22 protein-coding genes are annotated in these 21164 nt (G+C 57.7%); all 22 read left to right on the forward strand.

From position 1 onward, the window contains the following. The first annotated feature begins 75 nt into the window (after positions 1-75). Entirely contained in the window at positions 76-540 is a 465-nt protein-coding gene (locus BN871_RS16815; protein ID WP_021879151.1) for a hypothetical protein, read from the forward strand. A 72-nt stretch (positions 541-612) separates the two neighbouring features. Then, on the forward strand, positions 613-1401 hold the full coding sequence (locus BN871_RS16820) for a FliA/WhiG family RNA polymerase sigma factor (protein ID WP_048747526.1): 789 nt from the start codon (positions 613-615) through the stop codon (positions 1399-1401). Between the two features lie 13 nt (positions 1402-1414). Continuing rightward, a complete protein-coding gene (locus BN871_RS16825; protein WP_048747529.1) occupies positions 1415-2818 on the forward strand; it encodes a DUF342 domain-containing protein in 1404 nt (467 codons plus the stop codon). A gap of 9 nt (positions 2819-2827) precedes the next feature. Beyond that, positions 2828-3145 (forward strand): hypothetical protein, encoded by a 318-nt coding sequence (locus BN871_RS16830; protein WP_021879147.1) that lies wholly within the window; start codon positions 2828-2830, stop codon positions 3143-3145. A gap of 33 nt (positions 3146-3178) precedes the next feature. Then, a complete protein-coding gene (locus BN871_RS16835; protein ID WP_048747531.1) occupies positions 3179-3718 on the forward strand; it encodes a hypothetical protein in 540 nt (179 codons plus the stop codon). Then, positions 3708-4382, forward strand: a complete 675-nt coding sequence (locus BN871_RS16840) for a hypothetical protein (RefSeq protein WP_048747533.1) — start codon at positions 3708-3710, stop codon at positions 4380-4382. The genes BN871_RS16835 and BN871_RS16840 overlap by 11 nt, the downstream gene beginning before the upstream one ends. A 181-nt stretch (positions 4383-4563) precedes the next feature. Then, a complete protein-coding gene (gene rpsB, locus BN871_RS16845) occupies positions 4564-5262 on the forward strand; it encodes a 30S ribosomal protein S2 (protein WP_048747535.1) in 699 nt (232 codons plus the stop codon). A 142-nt stretch (positions 5263-5404) separates the two neighbouring features. Then, the gene (gene tsf / locus BN871_RS16850; RefSeq protein ID WP_048747537.1) at positions 5405-6055 is read left to right on the forward strand and encodes a translation elongation factor Ts; all 651 of its coding nucleotides are present in this window, start codon (positions 5405-5407) and stop codon (positions 6053-6055) included. A 146-nt stretch (positions 6056-6201) separates the two neighbouring features. Next, on the forward strand, positions 6202-6930 hold the full coding sequence (gene pyrH, locus BN871_RS16855) for a UMP kinase (protein WP_048747540.1): 729 nt from the start codon (positions 6202-6204) through the stop codon (positions 6928-6930). 1 nt (position 6931) lies between these two features. After that, entirely contained in the window at positions 6932-7486 is a 555-nt protein-coding gene (gene frr / locus BN871_RS16860) for a ribosome recycling factor (protein WP_048747542.1), read from the forward strand. A gap of 118 nt (positions 7487-7604) precedes the next feature. Then, on the forward strand, positions 7605-8369 hold the full coding sequence (locus BN871_RS16865) for an isoprenyl transferase (RefSeq protein ID WP_049867534.1): 765 nt from the start codon (positions 7605-7607) through the stop codon (positions 8367-8369). Positions 8370-8398: 29 nt separating this feature from the next. Beyond that, complete coding sequence (locus tag BN871_RS29945; RefSeq protein WP_332310227.1) at positions 8399-8707, forward strand: hypothetical protein; 309 nt, start codon at positions 8399-8401, stop codon at positions 8705-8707. After that, positions 8610-9194 (forward strand): phosphatidate cytidylyltransferase, encoded by a 585-nt coding sequence (locus BN871_RS16870; protein ID WP_332310228.1) that lies wholly within the window; start codon positions 8610-8612, stop codon positions 9192-9194. Before BN871_RS29945 ends, BN871_RS16870 begins: the two co-directional genes overlap by 98 nt. Before the next feature lie 37 nt (positions 9195-9231). Further along, complete coding sequence (locus BN871_RS16875) at positions 9232-10374, forward strand: 1-deoxy-D-xylulose-5-phosphate reductoisomerase (RefSeq protein ID WP_021879648.1); 1143 nt, start codon at positions 9232-9234, stop codon at positions 10372-10374. A 302-nt stretch (positions 10375-10676) separates the two neighbouring features. After that, entirely contained in the window at positions 10677-11951 is a 1275-nt protein-coding gene (gene rseP, locus BN871_RS16880) for an RIP metalloprotease RseP (protein WP_048747544.1), read from the forward strand. Positions 11952-11963: 12 nt separating this feature from the next. Next, positions 11964-13412, forward strand: coding sequence for a proline--tRNA ligase (gene proS, locus BN871_RS16885; RefSeq protein ID WP_021879646.1), 1449 nt, complete (start codon positions 11964-11966; stop codon positions 13410-13412). Between the two features lie 365 nt (positions 13413-13777). Beyond that, a complete protein-coding gene (locus BN871_RS16890; RefSeq protein WP_048747547.1) occupies positions 13778-18079 on the forward strand; it encodes a PolC-type DNA polymerase III in 4302 nt (1433 codons plus the stop codon). A gap of 185 nt (positions 18080-18264) precedes the next feature. Beyond that, positions 18265-18726: a ribosome maturation factor RimP gene (rimP, locus tag BN871_RS16895; protein ID WP_048747549.1), complete on the forward strand. Its 462-nt coding sequence runs from the start codon at positions 18265-18267 to the stop codon at positions 18724-18726. A 27-nt stretch (positions 18727-18753) separates the two neighbouring features. Beyond that, the gene (gene nusA / locus BN871_RS16900; RefSeq protein WP_048747551.1) at positions 18754-19851 is read left to right on the forward strand and encodes a transcription termination factor NusA; all 1098 of its coding nucleotides are present in this window, start codon (positions 18754-18756) and stop codon (positions 19849-19851) included. A 65-nt stretch (positions 19852-19916) separates the two neighbouring features. Next, complete coding sequence (rnpM, locus tag BN871_RS16905) at positions 19917-20234, forward strand: RNase P modulator RnpM (RefSeq protein ID WP_021879641.1); 318 nt, start codon at positions 19917-19919, stop codon at positions 20232-20234. Then, complete coding sequence (locus tag BN871_RS16910) at positions 20224-20550, forward strand: YlxQ family RNA-binding protein (RefSeq protein ID WP_021879640.1); 327 nt, start codon at positions 20224-20226, stop codon at positions 20548-20550. Before rnpM ends, BN871_RS16910 begins: the two co-directional genes overlap by 11 nt. After that, positions 20543-21164 (forward strand): translation initiation factor IF-2 N-terminal domain-containing protein (locus BN871_RS16915; RefSeq protein WP_048747553.1); only part of this gene is annotated, 622 nt, incomplete at its 3' end. The genes BN871_RS16910 and BN871_RS16915, both read left to right, overlap by 8 nt.

Genomic DNA, 21164 nt, shown 5'->3' on the forward strand with positions numbered 1-21164 from the left:
GACGCAGGTGCTCATCTCCTCGCGTGAAGGAGCTTCGTACATGATCTCCAGCATGATGCCCTCGATGATGGTGGCGTGATAGGTACATGGCGCATCAATGCATGGTCGGCGGCGCTCGGAGCGGTCCTGACGGCGGCGATCAACCTGGGACGCAATCCGATCGACGCCGCGGCGACCCGGGCTCTGGCGGCTGCCGCGGCCTTCTGGGCGATCGGTTACGCATTGCGGGTTCTGCTGAAGCAGACCGTCCCTCAGCCCGACCGGGAAGTCGGGGAGGAAGCGGCAGCCGGGCAGCATCTGGACCTTTCCGCGAATGGGGAGGATTTGAACGAGCTGCTCCTTCAAGGCCTGCGGCCGCCTGCCGGAGGATCGAGGCAGCCGGACGGCTCCGAAGGCGTGGACGCCTCCTCGGCTCCGGAGCAGCAGAACAGCGGCTTCCAGCCGCTGCAGCCGGCCCGGCTGAAATCGGTTCCTTCCGGCATGGAGCCGGACGAGCTTGCACAGGCTGTCCGTCATATTAGCAGAGAAGAAGAGCAGTAGCATTAGGCTGCAGGCATGCATCCTAACGGCTGGAATAACCGCGAGGTGAATCCTGAAGGAGGCTTGGAAGCCATGACAGAGCCGAAAGCGCCTCATTTGTCCAACATGGCGATGTGGGAGAAATGGAAGGAAGAGCAGGATATAGACGCGAAGAAGGCTCTGATTGAGCAGTATTTGCCGCTGGTCGATTACGTGACGAACCGAATGGCGATCGGCCTGCCCAAAAATGTATCCAAAGACGATCTTGCGAGCAACGGCGCGATGGGGCTGATTGACGCGATCGATAAATTCGATTACAAACGAGGCCTTCAATTCGAAACCTACGCTTCCTGGCGCATCAGGGGGGCCATCATCGACGGCCTCCGGCAAGGCGACTGGGTCCCCCGTTCGGTCCGCGAAAAGGCCAAGCGAATAGAGGAAGCCTATCAGCATCTGGAGCAGCAGTATTTGCGGTCCGTGTCCGATGCTGAAATCAGCACTTATCTTCAAGTATCGGAAAGGGAGTTCACGACGATGCTGCAGGAAATCGCCGTCACGACGGTCTGTTCCCTTGAGGATCCGATCCGCGAGGAGGAGAGCGAGACAAGAATGTCCTTGCTGGTGGACGAGAAAGCGAAAAATCCGGACCATAAAGTGCATGAATTTTTCCTCAAGGAATCCCTCGTGAAAGGAATCGAGCGATTGACGGAAAAAGAACGGATCGTCGTCTCTCTCTTCTATTATGAAGAGCTTTCCTTGAGCGAGATCGCCGAAGTCATGTCCCTGTCCCCCTCTCGCATCTCTCAGCTTCATTCCAAGGCGATCCTTCGCCTGAGAGGAGCGCTTTCCAAGCAGAAAGATCAACTGATGCAGAACTCCTGAAGGAGGAAAAGCGATGAACCAGCAGCTTGATTTGGAATCTTATCTCAAAGTAAGCCTGTCGCCTGACCGAATGACCGGTTACATTCATTTTCAACGCTGCGACGACGACTTTTCCGTTACGGCTCAAGAACTGGAGCGGCTTGTCCGGCAGGCCGGAATCTCCTATGGCATCCTGCCGGAAGCCCTGCAAGCGATCGCCGGCGATCCCGCGGCATGCAGCGTCAAGGAAACGGTCGTGGCCAAGGGGCTGCCTGCCAGGCAGGGCACAGATGCCCGCGTCATGTTTGCAATCGACTTGAGCGACGGCTTCAAGCCGGAGGAGAACGATAGCGGCAAGGTGGATTTCAAGGAAGTCAACCGCATCCGCAACGTGCAGCGCGGGCAGCTGGTCGCGCGCAAAATAGAGCCGGGCGACGGAGAAGCCGGCATAAATGTTGCCGGCGAGCCGGTTGCGGGCAAGCGGGGCCGCGATATGCGCCTTAAGGTCGGCAAAAATGTGGTGTGCAATCCGGAGCGCACGATGGTGTATGCCGCGCTCGACGGGGTGTTCACGCTGACCGGCAGCGAAACCATCAACGTGTTCCCGGTCTACGAGGTCAATGGAGACGTGGATTATCGAACGGGCAATATCGACTTCGTCGGCACCGTCGTCATTCGCGGCAACGTGCTGAACGGCTTCAAAGTAAGGGCTGCCGGCGATATCCGGGTCGTCGGGGGCGTGGAAGGCGCTGAGCTTGAGTCGGACGGATCGATCGAGATTACGGGCGGCATCATGGCCGGAAACAAAGGAAGCATCAAGTGCGGCAAGTCGCTCCGCTGCTCATTTGTTCAGGATGGAACCGTATCGGCGGGCGAGGATGTCCAGGTCAGCCAGAGCATCATGCACTCCCAGGTGAAAGCGGGCGAGAATGTCATTTGCCTTGGAGCGAAGGGGCTGATCGTCGGCGGATCCGTTCAAGCCGGCGAAGCGGTCAAGGCCCGGACGATCGGCAACGGGATGTCGACGGCGACTTCCATAGAAGTCGGCGTCAGGCCGGAACTGCGGCAGGAACTGCTCCATCTCCGCAAACTAATGAAAACGCACGGAGAAGCGCTCGATAAAACGGAGAAGGCACTCGCTCTTCTCGACCAGCTGGCTGCTACCGGCCAGATTTCTCCGGATAAGCTCGCGCTGCGAATCAAGCTCGGAGCGACCAAAAAGCAGACATCGGCCGAGCTGGACGAAGTCCGCGACCGGGTGCTGGAGATCGAGCGTTCGCTGGAGGATTCCAGCACGGCACGGGTCGAGGTGTCCGGAACCGTATATGGAGGGACGCGGATCGTAATCGGAAGGTATACCCGTTTCATCAAGGATCCCGCCTCTCGTGTCAGCTTCCGCTACATCGACGGGGAAATCACGATGGGCTCCATCGTGTAGGCGGCGCTGATGACGTATCGACCGGTCGACCTGCAGGTTTCCGTTCCGAAAGTTCATGAGGCAGGAACCCAGCAAGGCTATTACCAGAGCCGTCTTGCCGCAGAGGCCCGCTCTCAGGAGCAGGACACGGCCAAGCGGAGCGAAAAGAACCGCAGCAGTCCGACAGAAGTGGAAACGAAGGGAAATCTGCGCACGGGCAAGGACAGCTCCGGGAACAGAGCCGGCCGTGACAAGGCGGCAAGGAATCCGGCTGGCGGCAAAGAGGATGGAGCGCAGGCGGAAGGGGTCCATCCGTTCAAGGGAAAGCATGTGGACTTCAGCTTGTAGCTGAAGCCCGGCAGCAAGGAGGACAGATCGTAGATGCAGCCATGGCAGTATATCGTTTTGCTGGGGGCGGTCGTCCTCGTATGGGCGTTTGCGGCGCCCCGCCGAGGAAAGAAGCCTTCAGCGGAGAGCGTATCCCGCGACAGCGGGCTTGAGCAGATGGAGAACGCGCTGGAGCAGTTCATGGAAAATATGGAAGAAAGCAATCGGAGCCTCGGCGAGCTGGTCAAGTCCTCCAGAGAGCAGGAACAGGCCGAGGCGAGGCTGAGGGAGCAGCGCATCGAGGAGCTGGAGAAGCAGTGCAGGCTGCTTCAGGAAGCGATCTCAGCCGGCGCCGGCTCGGCTCAGGCGGCACGACAGGAGGAGGCTGCCGGAGCTGCGCCTATGCAAGGGGAGGAAGCAGGCCGGCCTCTGCAAGCGCCGGAATCCATCCGGGCTCGCTTCAAGCAGCTGTTCGACTTGGAGCAGCAGGGGAGATCCGTGGACCAGATCGCCAAGGAGCTCGGCATCCATAAAGGAGAGGTGCTGCTTATCCAGCAGCTTGCAAGGCAGGAGGAATCGGTAAATGCGAGGTAAGAGGTCGTTTTGGATCGGACTGGGCGTCGGCATGATGGCCGGGGCTCTTTTGCTTCAATTGATGAATGCCGGCCAAGCGCAGTCGGCGACTTGGGCGGGCGTCGAATCCGGCGCATCGGATTCGGGCAGCGGCGAGGAGCGCGCGGTTTATACGCAAGAGGAAGCCGATCTGCTCGTAAAAGCCGCCGTCGAGAAAGCTCTGCGGGAACGGGAAACAGAGAGCGGCCCCGAAGGCGCTTCTCCGGAAAGCGGCAATCAGCCGGCCGCGTCCCCGTCCAAGCCTGCATCGGGTACTGCCGGCGCTTCTTCGAGCCCAGGCCCGTCTCCGAGTCCGGCGGCTAAGCCTTCTCCCGCCAAGCAGGACTCCTCGTCAACGAAGGCAGCGAAAAGCGGCGCGAACGGGAAAGCGGTCATCGTGAGAATTCCGCCGAATTCGGATTTGACCTCGGTCGGAAAGCTGCTGGAAAGCAGCGGAGTCGTCATACAAGGCGAAGATTTCGTAGCCTACATGCAGAAGGGCGGCTCACCGGGTACGGTCCGGGCCGGCTATTTTTCGTTCAAGGGATCGCAGGATCTCGCCGCCGTGAAAAAAATCGTGACGGGCCAGCCTATGGACCTGACGAGGCGAAAAAGAGAATCGGCTCCGGCGGCTAGCAGGCCATGACAGCCCGCCTGCAAAAGCAAGCATGGAAGGTTGCAAGCGGGCAGGCAGTATGCTATAGTAATTGACGGTGTTAAAAACACACGCCGGTTAATTTTGACAAGGGTGCTTCCCTATGGGGAGTCTTGCCGGAAGATGACATCGGCGGAGGACACAAATAAAAACCAATCAGGAGGTGTTGAGGATGGCAGTGATCTCCATGAAACAGCTGCTCGAGGCTGGTGTGCACTTCGGTCACCAAACTCGCCGCTGGAACCCTAAAATGGATCGCTATATCTTCACGGAACGTAACGGAATCTACATTATCGACCTGCAAAAAACAGTCAAGAAAGTGGAAGAGGCTTATAACTTCGTCCGCTCCGTGGCTGAAGACGGCGGTACGATTCTGTTCGTAGGTACCAAGAAACAAGCCCAGGACTCTGTGAAGGAAGAAGCAGAGCGTTGCGGCAACTACTACATCAACCAACGCTGGCTCGGCGGCACGCTGACCAACTTCTCCACGATCCAAAAACGGATCGACCGTCTCCGTCAACTGGAGAAATGGGAAGAGGACGGCACGTTCGAAGTCCTGCCTAAAAAAGAAGTCATCATTCTTCGCAAAGAAAAAGACCGTCTTCAAAAGTTCCTCGGCGGCATCAAAGGCATGCGCAAGCTGCCTAGCGCGCTGTTCATCATCGATCCGCGCAAAGAACGCATCGCCGTGGCTGAAGCCCGCAAGCTGGGCATTCCAATCGTCGGCATCGTAGACACCAACTGCGATCCGGACGAGATCGACTATGTCATTCCGGGCAACGACGACGCTATCCGCGCTGTCAAGCTGCTTACGGGCAAAATGGCTGATGCGATCGTAGAAGCCAACCAAGGCGAGCAAACAACCGCGTAAGGAACGGCTTAAGCTGTTCTGAGCAGGTTATCAGGATGAAGACAACAAAGGGTGGTTAGAAGGTGAAAGCCTCCTCGCCGCCCTTTTTTTGAGAGTATACACGAACATAACGCCTGACAAAGGCAATCAGGAGGAATAAATCATGGCGGTCAACGCAAGCGCAGTCAAAGAACTCCGTGAAAAAACGGGTGCAGGAATGCTCGATTGCAAAAAAGCATTGGAAGAAGCAAACGGCGATCTGACGAAAGCAGCCGAGCTGCTTCGTGAAAAAGGCCTCGCAGCCGCTGCCAACAAAGCCGGCCGCGTAGCTACGGAAGGCGTCGTTGAATCCTACATCCACGCCGGCGGCCGTATCGGCGTTCTCGTTGAAATCAACTGCGAGACGGACTTTGTTGCCAAAACGGATCAATTCCGCGAATTCTGCAGGGACATCGCGATGCAAATCGCAGCTGTAGGCGCCAAATATGTTCGCCGTGAAGAAGTCGATCCGGCTGAACTGGAAAAAGAGCGCGAAATCCTTAAAGCCCAAGCCCTCAACGAAGGCAAGCCTGCCCATATCGTCGAGAAAATGGTTGAAGGCCGCCTGAGCAAATACTATGAGGAGTTCTGCCTCATGGAGCAAGCTTTCATTAAAGATCCGGACAAGACGATCACAACGCTGCTGAACGAAAAAATCAGCACGATCGGCGAGAACATCTCCATCCGCCGCTTCGCTCGTTTCGAGCTCGGCGAAGGTCTGGAGAAAAAAGTCGACAACTTCGTTGAAGAAGTCATGGCGCAAGCCAAACTGTAAGTCGTCTCCAGGCGTTCCGTGTCCGCACGGAACGCTTTGATCAACCGAACGCAGCAGGCGGGGCGGGGCGTCCGCCCCGCCTCTTGCTTTGTCCGCGGACAAGGCTGAAGGAAAGCAAATCTGGGTATTACATGGGGGTATTGACGTTGGAGAATCCCGTCTACAAACGGATCGTCCTGAAGGTCAGCGGTGAATCGCTGTCGGGGCAGGCTGGCTATGGCATCGAGGCAGAGATCATTTCGTCCATCGCGCAGCAAATCAAGGAAGTCGTGGAGCTTGGCGTCGAAGTGGCTATCGTAGTCGGAGGAGGGAATATCTGGCGCGGTATCGCAGGCACCGCCAAAGGAATCGACCGCGCGACAGCGGATTACATGGGCATGCTGGCTACAGTGATGAATTCGCTGGCTCTGCAGGATGCGCTTGAATCCATCGATGTGCCGACCCGTGTCCAGACCTCGATCGCCATGCAGCAAATCGCGGAGCCGTATATCCGCCGCCGCGCGATCCGCCATCTCGAGAAGGGGCGCGTCGTCATCTTCGCGGCCGGAACCGGCAATCCGTTCTTCTCTACGGATACGACGGCTGCGCTCCGCGCGGCTGAAATCGAAGCCGAGGTCATTCTGATGGCCAAGAACAAAGTGGACGGGGTTTATTCCGCCGATCCGTTCAAGGACGAAACCGCAGAGAAGTTCGATCAGCTGTCTTACCTCGATGTGCTCAACCGCAATCTTGGCGTCATGGATTCTACATCCACTTCGCTCTGCATGGACAACAATATTCCGCTCGTCGTATTCGCCATAACGATTCCAGGCAATATTAAGCGGGTCATCCTGGGAGAGAAAATCGGAACGATCGTGAAAGGAAGTGCACAATAAGATGCCGCAAGGAATCAAAGCAGACGCATCCGAAAGAATGGAAAAGGCCATCGGAGCCTTGAAACGCGATCTCGGCACGCTTCGTGCCGGCCGTGCGAACCCGGCTCTGCTGGACCGCATTCAAGTCGAGTATTACGGGGCATTGACTCCCCTCAACCAATTGGCGAACATCAATACGCCGGATTCCCGCACGCTGTTCATTCAGCCTTGGGACAAATCGTCGCTCAGCGATATCGAGAGAGCGATCATGAAATCGGATATCGGCATGACTCCGTCCAACGACGGGTCTTCGATTCGGATCGTCGTGCCGATGCTGACCGAAGAGCGTCGCTCGGAGCTCGTCAAAATGACGAAAAAATTCGGCGAGGAAGCGAAAATCGCCATCCGCAACATCCGCCGCGATGCCAACGATGCGATCAAGAAGCTGGAAAAAACGGAAATTTCCGAAGACGAGTCCAAGCGCCATCAGGAAGATATTCAGAAAACGACGGACAAGTTCGTCGCTGAAGTCGACAAGGTGCTTGCGGTTAAAGAAAAAGACATCATGGAAGTTTAGGCCGGGAATGCCGGCACAGATCAGATCCAAGCCCCTCCGACAGGTGGGGTTTGCCTGCATCATGGCTCCTACGAGGAGCCTGCCAGCCTAAAGTCATTGCCGGCGGGGAGGAATCAGGATGATTGAGCGGTTATGGTCGAAGCGCGGCAAGGCATCTCCGCAGGTGGCGGACCCCACGAGCCTGGACAATATTCCGGAACATGTGGCCATCATAATGGACGGCAACGGAAGATGGGCCCAAAACCGGGGATTGCCGCGGATTGCCGGCCATCACTCGGGCATGAAAGCGGTCAAGAAGGTGACGATGGCCGCCGACCGGGCCGGAGTCAAATATTTGACCTTGTATGCTTTTTCGACCGAGAACTGGAAGAGGCCCAAGACAGAGGTCGATTTTTTGATGCGGCTTCCGCAGGAGTTTCTTGCGCTTGAGCTTGAAGAGCTCATCGAGAACAATGTTCAGGTCCGAATGATGGGCTACCGGGGCAATTTGCCGGACTTCACTTTGGCGGCGCTCGACGAAGCGATTGAAAAAACAAAAGCCAATACCGGATTGGTTCTCAACTTTGCCTTGAATTACGGAAGCCGCTCCGAAATGCTGGATGCGGTCAAATCGTTGGCGGAGGATGTGAGAAACGGCGGTCTGGAGCCGGGAGACATCACGGAAGAGATGATGGCGAAGCGCCTTCTCAGCAGCGGCTTGCCGGATCCTGACCTGCTCATCCGAACGAGCGGAGAGCTTCGTCTAAGCAACTTCATGCTCTGGCAGATGGCTTACAGCGAACTGTGGTTCACCGATGTTTATTGGCCGGCGTTCACGGAAGAATTGTTCCAGGAAGCCATTGCGGAATATCAGCGGCGAGCAAGGCGATTCGGCGGCATTTAACGATCCGCTTTTGAAAGAGGACCTTACCCATGAAACAACGCATCGTTACCGGAGCTTTGGCGGGAGCCTTGTTCCTGCTTCTGCTGGTCGTTGGGGGCCAAAGTTATAACGTGCTGCTGCTGCTTCTTGCCCTCATCGGCTTTTACGAATATGTTCGCTTGAACGGATTTCGTCCCCTGCACCCGGCCGGGCTGGTCGGCTATGCCGGGATGCTTTTTTTTTCTGCTTCCTTGGGAGAAGATGGGACTCGACATGCCGATGGACGGGTATGCCGTATGGATTCTGATGTTCCTGCTGCTCGCGGTGACCGTCGTGAGCAAGAACGAGACGACGCTTGACGGAGCCGCCTTGCTGCTGCTCGGAGCTCTCTATGTCGGTTATGGTTTCGGTTCCATGCTTCAAGTCCGGGCGTTCCATGAACACGGCCTTTTCTTGTCCTTCCTCTGTTTCGGCTGCATATGGGCTTCCGATATCGGAGCCTACTTCATCGGCAAAGCGATCGGAAGGACGAAGCTGTGGCCGGCAATCAGCCCCAACAAAACGATCGAAGGGTCGCTTGGCGGCGTACTGGCCTCCATCGCCGTCGCAGCGGTGTTCCACTTCGCCGCTCCGGAATGGATCGGTCTCGGCCATGCGGTCTCGATCGGCCTGGTGGCGGCAGTAGCCGGGCAGTTCGGAGACCTGATCCAGTCGGCATACAAGCGTCTTCGCGGCGTGAAGGACAGCGGGCGCCTGCTGCCGGGCCACGGCGGGGTGCTCGACCGCTGCGACAGCTGGATTATCGTGTTCCCGCTTCTTGTGCTTACGGGCCTCGTTCCCGTCTGACAGCGGCGCCATTACATAAGTAGAAAGAGATGGTTCGGTGAAAAAAGTGACGCTTCTCGGATCGACCGGCTCGATCGGCACCCAGACGCTCGATGTGATTGAAACCCATCCGGATGAATACGAGCTGGAGGGCCTTGCGGCCGGTTCCAATGCCCGGCTGCTTGTCGAGCAGGCATTTAAATTCAAGCCCAAGCGGGTCTGTCTCGCCACGGAGGAAGGAGTGCGCTATGCCAGGGAAGCTCTGCCTCCAAGCGTAGAGGTGCTGTTTGGCGAAGAGGGCTTGGTTGAAATGGCGGGCGGAGGCAGCTCCGATATCGTCGTGACGGCCATTATGGGAAGCCGCGGCCTCCCGGCGACGCTTGCGGCCATTGAAGCGGGACGTACGATCGCGCTGGCCAACAAGGAAACGCTCGTTACGGCCGGGCATTTGGTCATGGATGCCGCAAAGCGGCGCGGAGTGAGCATCCTTCCCGTCGACAGCGAGCATTCGGCCTTGTTCCAATGCTTGAACGGAGAGCGGCGGGAGGATGTTCTCGGCATCACGCTGACCGCATCCGGCGGCTCGTTCCGGGACCGTACGCGGGAGCAGCTCGGCGGAGTGACGGTGGCGGAAGCCCTGAACCATCCCAACTGGTCGATGGGCGCCAAGATTACGATCGATTCCGCTACGATGGTCAACAAAGGCCTTGAAGTCATCGAAGCCCGCTGGCTGTTCGACCTGTCCTACGACGACATTTCCGTGCTGATCCATCCGGAGAGCATCATCCACTCGTATGTCGAGTTCAAGGATCATAGCATGATCGCGCAGCTTGGCATGCCGGATATGAGGGTGCCGATCCAGTATGCCCTCTCCTATCCGGCGCGTCTGCCGAGCCCGTCGAAGAGGCTGGATCTGGTGCAGGCCGGCAGCCTCACCTTTCGGGAGATGGACTACGACCGCTTCCGCTGCCTGCGCATGGCGTTTGACTGCGGACGAGCGGGCGGCACGGCAACGACGGTGTTCAATGCGGCCAACGAGGTGGCGGTCGACCGTTTCCTGAAAGGCGAGATCGAATTCCTCCATATCGAGAGCATTCTCGAGAACGTCCTTGCAAGGCATGGCGTCATTGCTTTCCCTGGGTTGGAAGAGATCGCCGAGGCCGATGCCTGGGCTCGGCGCGAAGCGTCTTCAGCGGTTTAGAATCCCTCCATTGCTCCTATATTCGTTTATTCTCCCGCGGCCGCATCAGAACTGTACCGCTGGGGAGACAGGCCTCATCTGTCCGGTTCGGGGTCTTCTTGCAGAAGCTTCAGCCCGGCATTTTCCGCCGGAGCTGTTTTTTCGTCGCTGACGAGGTCTCCGGGAGCTGTTTTTTCGGTCGGCTGAGTAGGTCCGAATCGGGAGGGCGGTGGTTTGGCGGCGAGGGCGGTTCTCTTGTGTCTGCCGGGAGAATAATGATAATCTAGGTACAGGCCGTTAACCGACTGGAGGCACTGACAACTATGGGTACAATTCAGGTCATTTTCATGACCGTTCTCGTGTTTTTCGTCATTGTCACCATCCACGAATGGGGACATTATTTTTTTGCCAAGCGCGCAGGCATTCTGGTCCGTGAGTTCGCGATCGGATTCGGACCCAAGCTGTTTTCCATCAAGCGCGGGGAAACCCGTTATACGCTCCGTCTAGTCCCCGCCGGCGGATTCGTCCGCATGGCAGGCGAAGATCCCGAAATCTCGGAAGTCCAGCCCGGGCAGACCGTCGCGGTCCGTGTGAAGGATGGACGCGTGACGCGGATATATCTCGATCGGCTGGATGAGCGCAGCGGAGTCATCCGAGGCGAAGTGGAACAGATCGACCTTGAGCGCAACTTGTTCATTCAGCTGCATGTGGAAGGCGAAGCGGAACGTTACGACGTCCATCCGCAGGCGCTTATGATCGCGAAGAGCAGGGAAACCCAGATTGCCCCCATCGACCGGCAGTTCGGCAGCAAGACGGTCGGACAGAGGGCTCTGGCCATCGCAGCCGGTCCTTTCATGAACTTCATCCTGGCGTTTGTCCTGTTCGCTGTCTACATCCAGATGGCAGGCGTCGTGCAAGACAATCCCAAGCATCTGCTGATCAACAGCGTCGTGACAGGCATGCCGGCCGAGAAGGCGGGCTTGCAGAAGGGCGATGTCATCGATACGGTGGGAGGCATCGACGTCGGAACCGATTATGCCAAGATGATCGAGATCATCGGCAAGTCGGCCAACAAGCCTCTTGAGTTGAACATCATCCGCAGCGGAGAGCCTCTCTCGCTCACGCTGACCCCGGTGCCCGACAAGGAGAGCAAGGCCGGCAAGGTCGGAATCACGGCCGGATATCCGATGCGTTCCGCGACGCTCGGAGAGACGGTCACGCAATCGGCCGTCACGATGAAGGAAGTGACGGTGCAGATTTTCAAAAGCTTCGGCCAGCTCATCACGGGCAACTTCAAGCTCGACGATCTTGGAGGTCCTGTACGGACGGCTGAGGTTACCGGACAGATCGCCCGGCAAGGCCTTCCGTCGCTGACGAATTGGGCGGCCGTGCTCAGTCTCTATCTCGGCATCTTCAACCTGCTTCCGATTCCGGCGCTGGACGGCAGCCGGCTCGTCTTCATCGGGCTGGAGGGACTGCGGGGACGTCCGGTCGATCCCGCGAGGGAGAGCATGGTCCATGTCATCGGCTTCATGATGCTCATGCTGCTCATGCTTGCCGTGACTTACAACGATATTTTACGTTTAGTACGAGGGTAGAGGGGAGCCTTTATGTCGAAGGATAAGCAATTCGTATCGGAAATCACACCTCAGGGGGAAGACTTTTCCCGCTGGTATATAGACGTCATCAAAAAAGCGGAGCTGATGGACTACTCGCCTGTGCGCGGATGCATCGTATTCCGCCCCGACGGTTATGAGATCTGGGAACATATCAAGGATGAGCTGGATCGCCGCTTCAAGGAGACCGGACACCGCAACGCCTACTTCCCGCTGTTCATTCCCGAGAGCTTCTTCCAGAAGGAAAAGGAGCATGTCGAGGGCTTCAATCCGGAGCTTCCTTGGGTTACCGAAGCCGGAGGCGAGATTCTCGAGGAGAGGCTGGCGATCCGCCCGACCTCGGAGACGATGATCGGACATATGTACAGCAAGTGGATCCATTCCTACCGCGATCTGCCGGTGCTCATCAACCAGTGGGCGAACGTTGTCCGCTGGGAGAAGCGCACGCTGCCGTTCCTCCGCACGAGTGAATTCCTCTGGCAGGAAGGGCATACGGCGCATGAGAACGAGGGTGAAGCGCGCGAGGAGACGATGCGCATGCTGGAAACGTACCGTTCGTTCGTCGAGGACTACCTCGCGATTCCGGTCATCAGCGGCGAGAAGACGCCAAGCGAGCGATTCGCCGGCGCGGTCGACACGTATTCCATCGAAGCGATGATGAAGGACGGCCGTGCCGTGCAGGCAGGCACTTCCCACTACCTCGGCAACAAGTTTGCCGTCGCCTTTGACATCAAGTTTCTGGACCGCGACAACCAGCTGCAGTTCGCGCATACGACTTCGTGGGGCGTCAGCACCCGCTTGATCGGATCGCTGATCATGGTGCATGGCGACGACCGCGGGCTCGTGCTGCCGCCGAAGGTAGCCCCGACCCAGGTCATCATGATCCCCATCGGTCCTCCCAAAACGCGCGATGCCGTCATTGCGAGAGTGGACGAGCTGTACGGCGAGCTCAAGAAAGCCGGTGTCCGCGTAAGAGTGGACGACCGCTCCGACATGAGCCCGGGCTGGAAATTCAACGAGTACGAAATGCGCGGCGTGCCGATTCGTCTCGAGCTTGGACCTCGCGACATGGAGAACGGCGTCTGCGTGCTCGTCTCCCGCGTGAGCGGCGAGAAGCGCGTCGTGAACCAGAGCGATCTGACGGACGAAATCCAGTCCATGCTGGAGGAAATCCACCGCGACATGTTCGAGAAGGCGAAAAGCTTCCGCGAAGAGAACACGCATGCGGTCGACACGCTGGATGAAATGAAGGCGCTGCTCGACCAGAAGCGCGGCTTCGTCACGGCAGGCTGGTGCGGTTCGGCCGCCTGCGAGAAGCAGGTCAAGGAAGAGACCAGCGCGACGAGCCGGAACATTCCGTTCGAGCCGGCCGAGCGCAAGGCGACTTGCCTCGTCTGCGGCGAGAAGGCCGAGCATACGGTCGTCTTCGCCAGAGCCTACTAATCTTTTTGCGGCCTCGTTTTCCGCAGCATTCAACAAAGCCCCGGCATGGGGCTTTGTTTTTTTCTCTCTTTCTTGTCCCTCTATTTTTTCTCATCTCTGAGAAACTAGGCTGCTTAAAGAACGTTGGAGCCTAGCGAGCGGAATAGCCCTGCAGAAACGAAGTGTTCGCCTTTGATGCCGGATTTATACTAGAGTACATATTCATTCAAGAAATCCGGCATCAACAGCGATCGGAAGGGCTATCCGCCGGAAGGCGGTTCTCACGTTCTTCTGGGCAATCGCCATGTTTCTATGTTCTTCCCCTTTATTCGACGGTATAATAGATTCCATTGACGGTTCAAAGCTGCATTTCCAGGAGGGACTACATGAGCGCCGACAAAAGACAACGCTTCGAGCTGCTGACGAAGCAGGCCGAGCTTCCGCCGGAGCTGATCGGAACCCATTTCCAGGACGCGATCATCGAGAAGGTGCTGGTAAGCGAAAGCAACCGCGAGTGGACGTTCTGCATCCGCGTGAGCTCGCTCGTCCAGCGCGATTACTATAGTATTTTTTGCAAGACGGTCCGGGAGAAGTTCCGGCATATCGCCGAAGTATCGTTCTGCTTCACGTATGAGGACCATATTCCAAGCGACAGCCTAGGCTTGGAGTATTGGCCTCTGTTCGTGGAATGGGCGCAGCAGGAAATGGCTTCGGTCAACGGCTGGCTCGCCAAAGGACTTGCTTCGGCCGAGAACGGCGTGCTGCTGCTGCAGCTCATGGACAAGGCAGGGCTGGAGCTGGCAAAGCGCAAGAAGCTGGACGAGGCGATCGTCCGCTTTTATGAAGAGCGCTTCTCTCGCACGCTGCGCGTGAAGCTGACGGCAGGAGAAGCCGCCCGCGAGCTGTATGAAGAATTCGCCCAGCGCGTCGTGCAGGAGAACAACGACGCGGTCATGCAGATCATGACGAGCGTGGCGAGCGAGGTACCGGAGCCGGAGGAAGGCGAAGTCCGTCTGGCTGTCGGCTACGATATCCGCGAGGAAGCCGTGCCGATGATGAACATCGTGGAGGAAGAGAAGAAAATTGCCGTACAGGGCACGGTATTTGGCCTTGAGGTCAAGGAGCTTCGCAACGGCAGCACCCTGTTCACGTTCAACGTGACGGACTTTACCGATTCCATCGCGATGAAGATGTTCGCGAAGACCAAGGAAGACGTGAAGGTGCTCTCCAAGCTGTCGAACGGCAAATGGATCAAGGCCAGGGGCCGCGTGGAGTATGACCGCTTCATGCAGGAGCCCGAGCTCGTCATGATGCCTAACGATCTGCATGAGGTCGTTGCGCCCAAGGACCGCACCGATACCGCCGAAGTGAAGCGGGTCGAGTTCCATCTCCACACGACGATGAGTACGATGGACGCCGTCACCTCGGTGGATACGTACATCAAGACGGCGGCGAAATGGGGACATGAAGCGATTGCGGTCACCGATCACGGCAACGTGCAATGTTATCCCGAAGCGTTCAAGCACGGGAAGAAAAACGGCATCAAGGTGCTGTTCGGCGTAGAGGCCAACGTCGTGAACGACGCCGTTCCGATGGTATTGAATCCGCGTCAGGAATCGCTGAAGGATGCTGAATATGTCGTTTTCGACATCGAGACCACCGGCCTCTCCATCACCAACTGCAAGATCATCGAGCTTGCCGGGGTCAAATACAAAAATGGGCAGGAGATCGGCCGCTTCGCCACCTTCATCAATCCACATGAGCGCATTCCATACCATATCGAGCAGCTGACCAACATTACGGACGATATGGTGCGGGGAGCGCCCGAGCTGGAGCCCAAGCTTCGCGAATTCGTTGATTTCGTCGGGGACTGCGTGCTTGTCGCCCATAACGCGCGTTTCGATATGGGCTTCATTCAAGCGTCATGCAAGATGATCGGCATTCCGGAGCTGAAAAACCCGGTTCTCGACACGCTGGAGCTGGCCCGCTTCCTGCATCCGGCCATGAAGAACCATCGGCTCAACACGCTGGCCGACAAATACAAGGTCGGACTCGAGAGCCATCACCGCGCGGTGGACGACTCCGTTGCGCTGGCCGGCGTGCTGTACGGCCTGATCGGGGACGCCGCCCAGCGCAGCGTGACCGGACTCCATCAGCTCAACGATTATGTAGGCATGGACCTGTCCAACAGCCGTCCGTTCCACTGCATGATCTACGCTCTCAATGCGGCGGGCAAAAAAAATCTGTTCAAGCTCATTTCGCTTTCGCATACCGAGCATTTCAAGCGCGTCGCCTGCATTCCGAAGAGCAAGCTCAAGGACATGAGGGACGGGCTGCTCATCATTTCCGGCTGCGAGAAGGGCGAGTTTTTCGAAGCCGTCCTGAACAAGACGGTGGAGGAGGCGGAGGACGTCGCCGACTTCTACGATGTGCTGGAAATTCAGCCCGTCGACTTCTACATGCATCTGGTGGACAAAGGGCTTGTCGGCAGCCGTGCCGAGATCGAGGACGCGATGCGCAAGGTTTGCCGGATCGGCGAGAAGCTCGGCAAACCCGTCATTGCCACGGGCAACGTTCATTATTTGAACCCTCGCGACAAAATGTACCGCGACATCACGATCATGGGCATTACGGGCTTCAGCCCGCTGAAGAGCCAGCGTCTGCCCGATGCCCATCTGCGGACGACCGACGAGATGCTGCAGGAATTCCGCTTCCTCGGCGAAGAGCTCGCCTATCAGGTCGTCGTTACGAACACGGTGGAGCTGGCAGGAAGGTTCGAGCCGTTCGAGATGTTTCCGGACAAGCTGTTCACGCCGATCATGGAAGGGGCGGACGAGGAGATCAGGGATACCTGTTACTCCACTGCCCGCAGCATGTACGGAGAAGAGCTGCCGCAGGTCGTCATCGACCGTCTGGAGAAGGAGCTCGTGCCGATCATCAAGTTCGGCTTCTCGGCCAACTATCTCATCTCCGAGCGTCTCGTGAAGAAGTCCAATGCAGACGGCTATCTGGTCGGATCGCGGGGCTCGGTAGGCTCTTCCGTCGTCGCGACGTTCCTCGGCATATCCGAGGTCAACCCGCTTCCTCCGCATTATCTGTGCCTGAATGCAGACTGCCGGCACAGCGAATGGATTCTGGACGGCAGCGTATCCTCCGGCTTCAACCTGGCGGACAAGGCCTGCCCGCATTGCGGCAACAAAATGAAAGGCGAAGGCCAGGACATTCCGTTCGAGACGTTCCTCGGCTTCAAGGGCGACAAGGTTCCCGATATCGATCTCAACTTCTCCGGCGAGTACCAGCCGATCGCGCATAATTTCACGAAGGAGATCTTCGGCGAGAAATGCGTGTTCCGCGCCGGGACGATCGGAACGGTGGCCGAAAAGACGGCATACGGCTTCGCGAAGAAATACGAAGAGGAAAAAGGCCGGAAATGGCGCGGAGCGGAGCTCAGCCGGCTGGCGTCGGGCTGCACCGGCGTCAAGCGGAGCACCGGCCAGCATCCGGGCGGCATTGTCGTCGTCCCGGACTACATCGACGTCGAGGACATCACGCCGGTCCAGTATCCTGCCGACGATACGGGAGCCGAATGGAAAACGACCCATTTCGATTATCACGCCTTCGAAATGAACCTGCTCAAGCTTGATATTCTCGGCCATGACGATCCGACGATGATGCGGATGCTTCAGGATTTGACGGGCGTCGATCCCACGACGATTCCGATGAACGATCCCAAGGTGATGAGCATGTTCAACTCCACGACGGCGCTTGGAGTAGCTCCGGAGAAGATCCGCTCCAGCGTCGCCACCTATGGCGTTCCGGAGATGGGAACCAAGTTCGTCCGGCAGATGCTCGAAGAGACGCAGCCGACTTCATTTGCCGATCTGCTTCAGATTTCCGGCTTGTCGCACGGCACGGGGGTATGGCTGGGCAATGCCCAGGAGCTGATCAAGAACGGAACCTGCTCGATCAAGACCGTCATCGGCTGCCGCGACGAGATCATGCTCTATCTGATCTACAAGGCGGGCATGGATGCGGGCCTTGCCTTCAAGATCACCGAGAGCGTCCGGAAAGGCAGAGGGCTGACGCCGGAATGGATCGAGGAAATGAAGCGCTGCAAGGTGCCGCAGTGGTATATCGATTCCTGCCTCCGCATCGAGTACATGTTCCCGAAAGCGCATGCCGCGGCCTATGTCATTTCCGCTGTGCGCACGGCCTTTTTCAAGCTCTATCATCCGATCGAATTCTATGCCACCTACTTTACGGTCCGGGCGGAAGACTTCGATCTGGAGCTGCTGTGCCAAGGCTACGAGCCGATTCTGAAAAGGCTGGTGGAAATCGAGCAGAAGGGCTTCGCGGCGACTCCGAAGGAGAAGGCTTCCGTCTCCATGCTGGAAATGGCTCTGGAGATGACTGCACGAGGCTTCTCGTTCAAGCCGATCGATCTGTACCGCTCGGATGCGACGAAGTGGACGATCGAAGGGGACAGCCTGATTCCCCCGTTCGCGGCGATCGCCGGCATCGGCGAAAACGCGGCGCGCAACATCGGAGCATCGAGGGACGGCAGCGAGTTTCTCTCGATCGAGGATTTCCAGCAGCGGTCGAAGGCGACCAAGACGATTATCGAAGTGTTGACCGGAATGGGCTGCTTCCGCGGTCTGCCGGAGTCCAACCAGCTCTCGCTTTTCTAAGCCCCGCAAGGTTTGCAGCCGTCTATGGAAAGTCTGCTAGGGAAAACAAATCTTGTCAGTGTACACGGGTTATGATATAATTTTTTTGGTAATCATGAGGATAGAGGTACTTCTGAAGAGTGGGGAAACCCACTCTTCACGTTTTGTCCACTACTTTTTCGGACTGATCGGGAGGTCAATTGGATTTGAGCACATCCAGAATCAAAGCCGTCGTGGAAGAGATGGTCGGCCCATTTCTCAGCGACAACGGATTCGAGCTTGTGGACATCGAATACGTGAAGGAAGGCAGCAACTGGTTCCTTCGCGTATTTGTTGATAAAGAAGGCGGTATTGACATCGACGAATGCGGACGCATCAGCGAGTTTCTGAGCGAGCAGCTGGATCAGAACGATCCGGTGTCGGACGCTTACTTTCTGGAAGTTTCGTCGCCGGGCGCCGAGCGCCCGCTGAAGAAGCCGGAAGATGTAAGCAAGGCGGTCGGCAAGCAGGTATTCGTCACGACGTACGAGCCGATCGACGGACTCAAGGAGTTCGAAGGACCGCTGGTCTCGTTCGACGGGGAGACCGTCGTCGTCAGCACCGGGCGCAAGAGTCATGCCATTCCATATGCGAAGGTGGCCAGCGCCAGGCTGGCTATCGTTTTCTAATCATTGAAAGGGGGATCCGTGGTTCCAATGAGCATGGATTTTATTGAAGCCTTAAACGAGATAGAGAGAGAGAAGGGGATCGCCAAGGATATTCTCCTTGAAGCGATCGAGGCCGCTCTCATCTCCAGCTACAAGCGCAACTTCAACACCGCTCAGAACGTGCGTGTGGACATCAACCGCCATACCGGCGTCATCAAGGTATACGCGCGCAAGAACGTGGTGGAGGAAGTGCTTGATCCGCGCCTCGAGATATCGGTAGAGGCATCACGGGAGATCAATCCTCATTACCAGCTCGACGATGTCGCCGAAATCGAAGTCACGCCTCGCGACTTTGGACGGATCGCCGCCCAGACGGCCAAGCAGGTCGTTACGCAGCGGATCCGCGAAGCGGAGCGCGGCCTCATTTATAATGCGTATATCGACAAGGAAGAGGATATCGTCAACGGCATCGTCCAGCGCCAGGATACCCGCCATTTGTTCATCGATCTCGGCAAAGTCGAAGCGGTGCTGCCGCTGACCGAGCTGATGCCGACGGACAAATTCAGGCATGGCGACCGCGTGAAGTCGTTTATCACCAAGGTGGAGAATACGACCAAAGGGCCGCAGATCATCCTCTCCCGCACCCATCCCGGGCTGCTGAAGCGGCTGTTCGAGCTTGAGGTTCCGGAAATCTACGACGGCGTCGTCGAGATCCGTTCGGTAGCGAGGGAAGCGGGCTTCCGCTCCAAGATCGCCGTCCATTCCCGCAACGCGGAAGTGGATCCCGTCGGCTCCTGCGTAGGCCAGAAGGGCATGCGCGTGCAGACGATCGTGACGGAGCTGAAGGGCGAGAAGATCGATATTGTCCGCTGGTCCGACAGCGTCGAGGAATACGTAGCGAATGCTCTCAGCCCTTCCAAGGTGCTGGAAGTCATCGTCTTCGAGCAGGAGAAAATGGCTCGGGTCATCGTGCCGGATTACCAGCTGTCGCTGGCGATCGGCATCAAGGGCCAGAACGCCCGCCTTGCCGCCAAGCTGACCGGCTGGAAGATCGATATCAAGAGCGAGACGCAGGCGGAGCAGGAATACGGCCGTGAACGGACACAGGGCGCCGCGATGCACCAGGACTCCATAACGATCGACTGAGTTCCAGCCGATCGACGTCTGGATTCGCTTGAAGCACGGCTGTCTGCCGCAAGGGGGGACTACGCTTGAAACCTAGAAAGATACCGATGCGCAAATGCGTGGCAAGCCAGGAAATGCTGCCCAAGAAGGAGCTCATCCGGGTCGTCCGGACTCCGGAAGGAAATATCGTCATCGACCTGACGGGCAAAAAATCCGGAAGAGGCGCCTACTTGCGGGGGACAGCGGAATGCTTCCGCCTCGCCAAGAAGAGCCGCGCGCTCGACCGCGCGCTCAAGCAGGCGGTTCCTCCGGAGATCTACGATCAGCTCGAGCGGGAATTCATCTCCGTCGAAGAACAGTTTCTTGCCGCCAAAGAGCAGGAGGCGGATGAGGATGACGAATAAAGCTCTTTCCAATCTGGGCATGGCGATGCGTGCCGGCAAAGTCATAACCGGCGACGAGACGGTTCTCAAAGCCGTACGCCAAGGCAAAGCCCGGCTTGTGCTAGTCGCTGCCGACGCTTCCGATAATACGAAGAAGAAATATCGCGATAAATGCTCGTCCTACGGCGTGCCGTTGGCCGAAGCATTCACCCGGGACAGCCTCGGGCAGGCTCTCGGCAAGGAAGAGCGGGTCATCGTGGCCATAACCGATTCCGGGTTCGCGAACATGATTCGGGGGCAACTGAGCCAGAATACGGAGGTGGAGTATATTGACTAAACCACAGGATGGCAAAGACACCAAAGAGAAGCTGCGCGTATATGAATACGCGAAGTCCCTCAACATGAGCAGCAAGGAAATCATAACGATTCTTAAGCGTCTGGACACGCCGGTCAACAACCACATGAGCGTGATGGAAAACGACATGGTCAACAAAGTGGAAGGTTTCTTCCGCGACATCAAAGCGAACGCCGCAGCGAAGCGCGCGCAGGGCAACCCGCAGGTATCCGCCTCGGCCCCTTCCAAGCGCCCCGCCGACAAACGGCCGGAGCAACAAGGAGTGCATACTATTCAACGTCAAGAGCAGTCTACAAACCAAAATCAGCAGGAACGACAGGTGACTATGAATACGACTTCGAATACACAAGGCAGCGGTTCGTCCGCTGGAACTCAGCAGCGTCCGGCATCTCAAGGACAAGGCGGCGGCCAAGGACGCGGACCGGGCCAAGGACGTCCGCAAGGACAGGGCGGCGGCCAAGGGCGGCCTCCGGGCCAAGGCGGCCAAGGACGTCCGCAAGGACAAGGCGGCGTCCAAGGACGGCCTCCGGGTCAAGGCGGCGGTTACGGCGGCAGCAGGCCGCAGGGCGCCGGGCAAGCAGCGTCGTCGACCGGCC

It is taken from the genome of Paenibacillus sp. P22 (genome assembly GCF_000469945.2).
GTDB classification, from domain to species: domain Bacteria; phylum Bacillota; class Bacilli; order Paenibacillales; family Paenibacillaceae; genus Paenibacillus_O; species Paenibacillus_O humicus.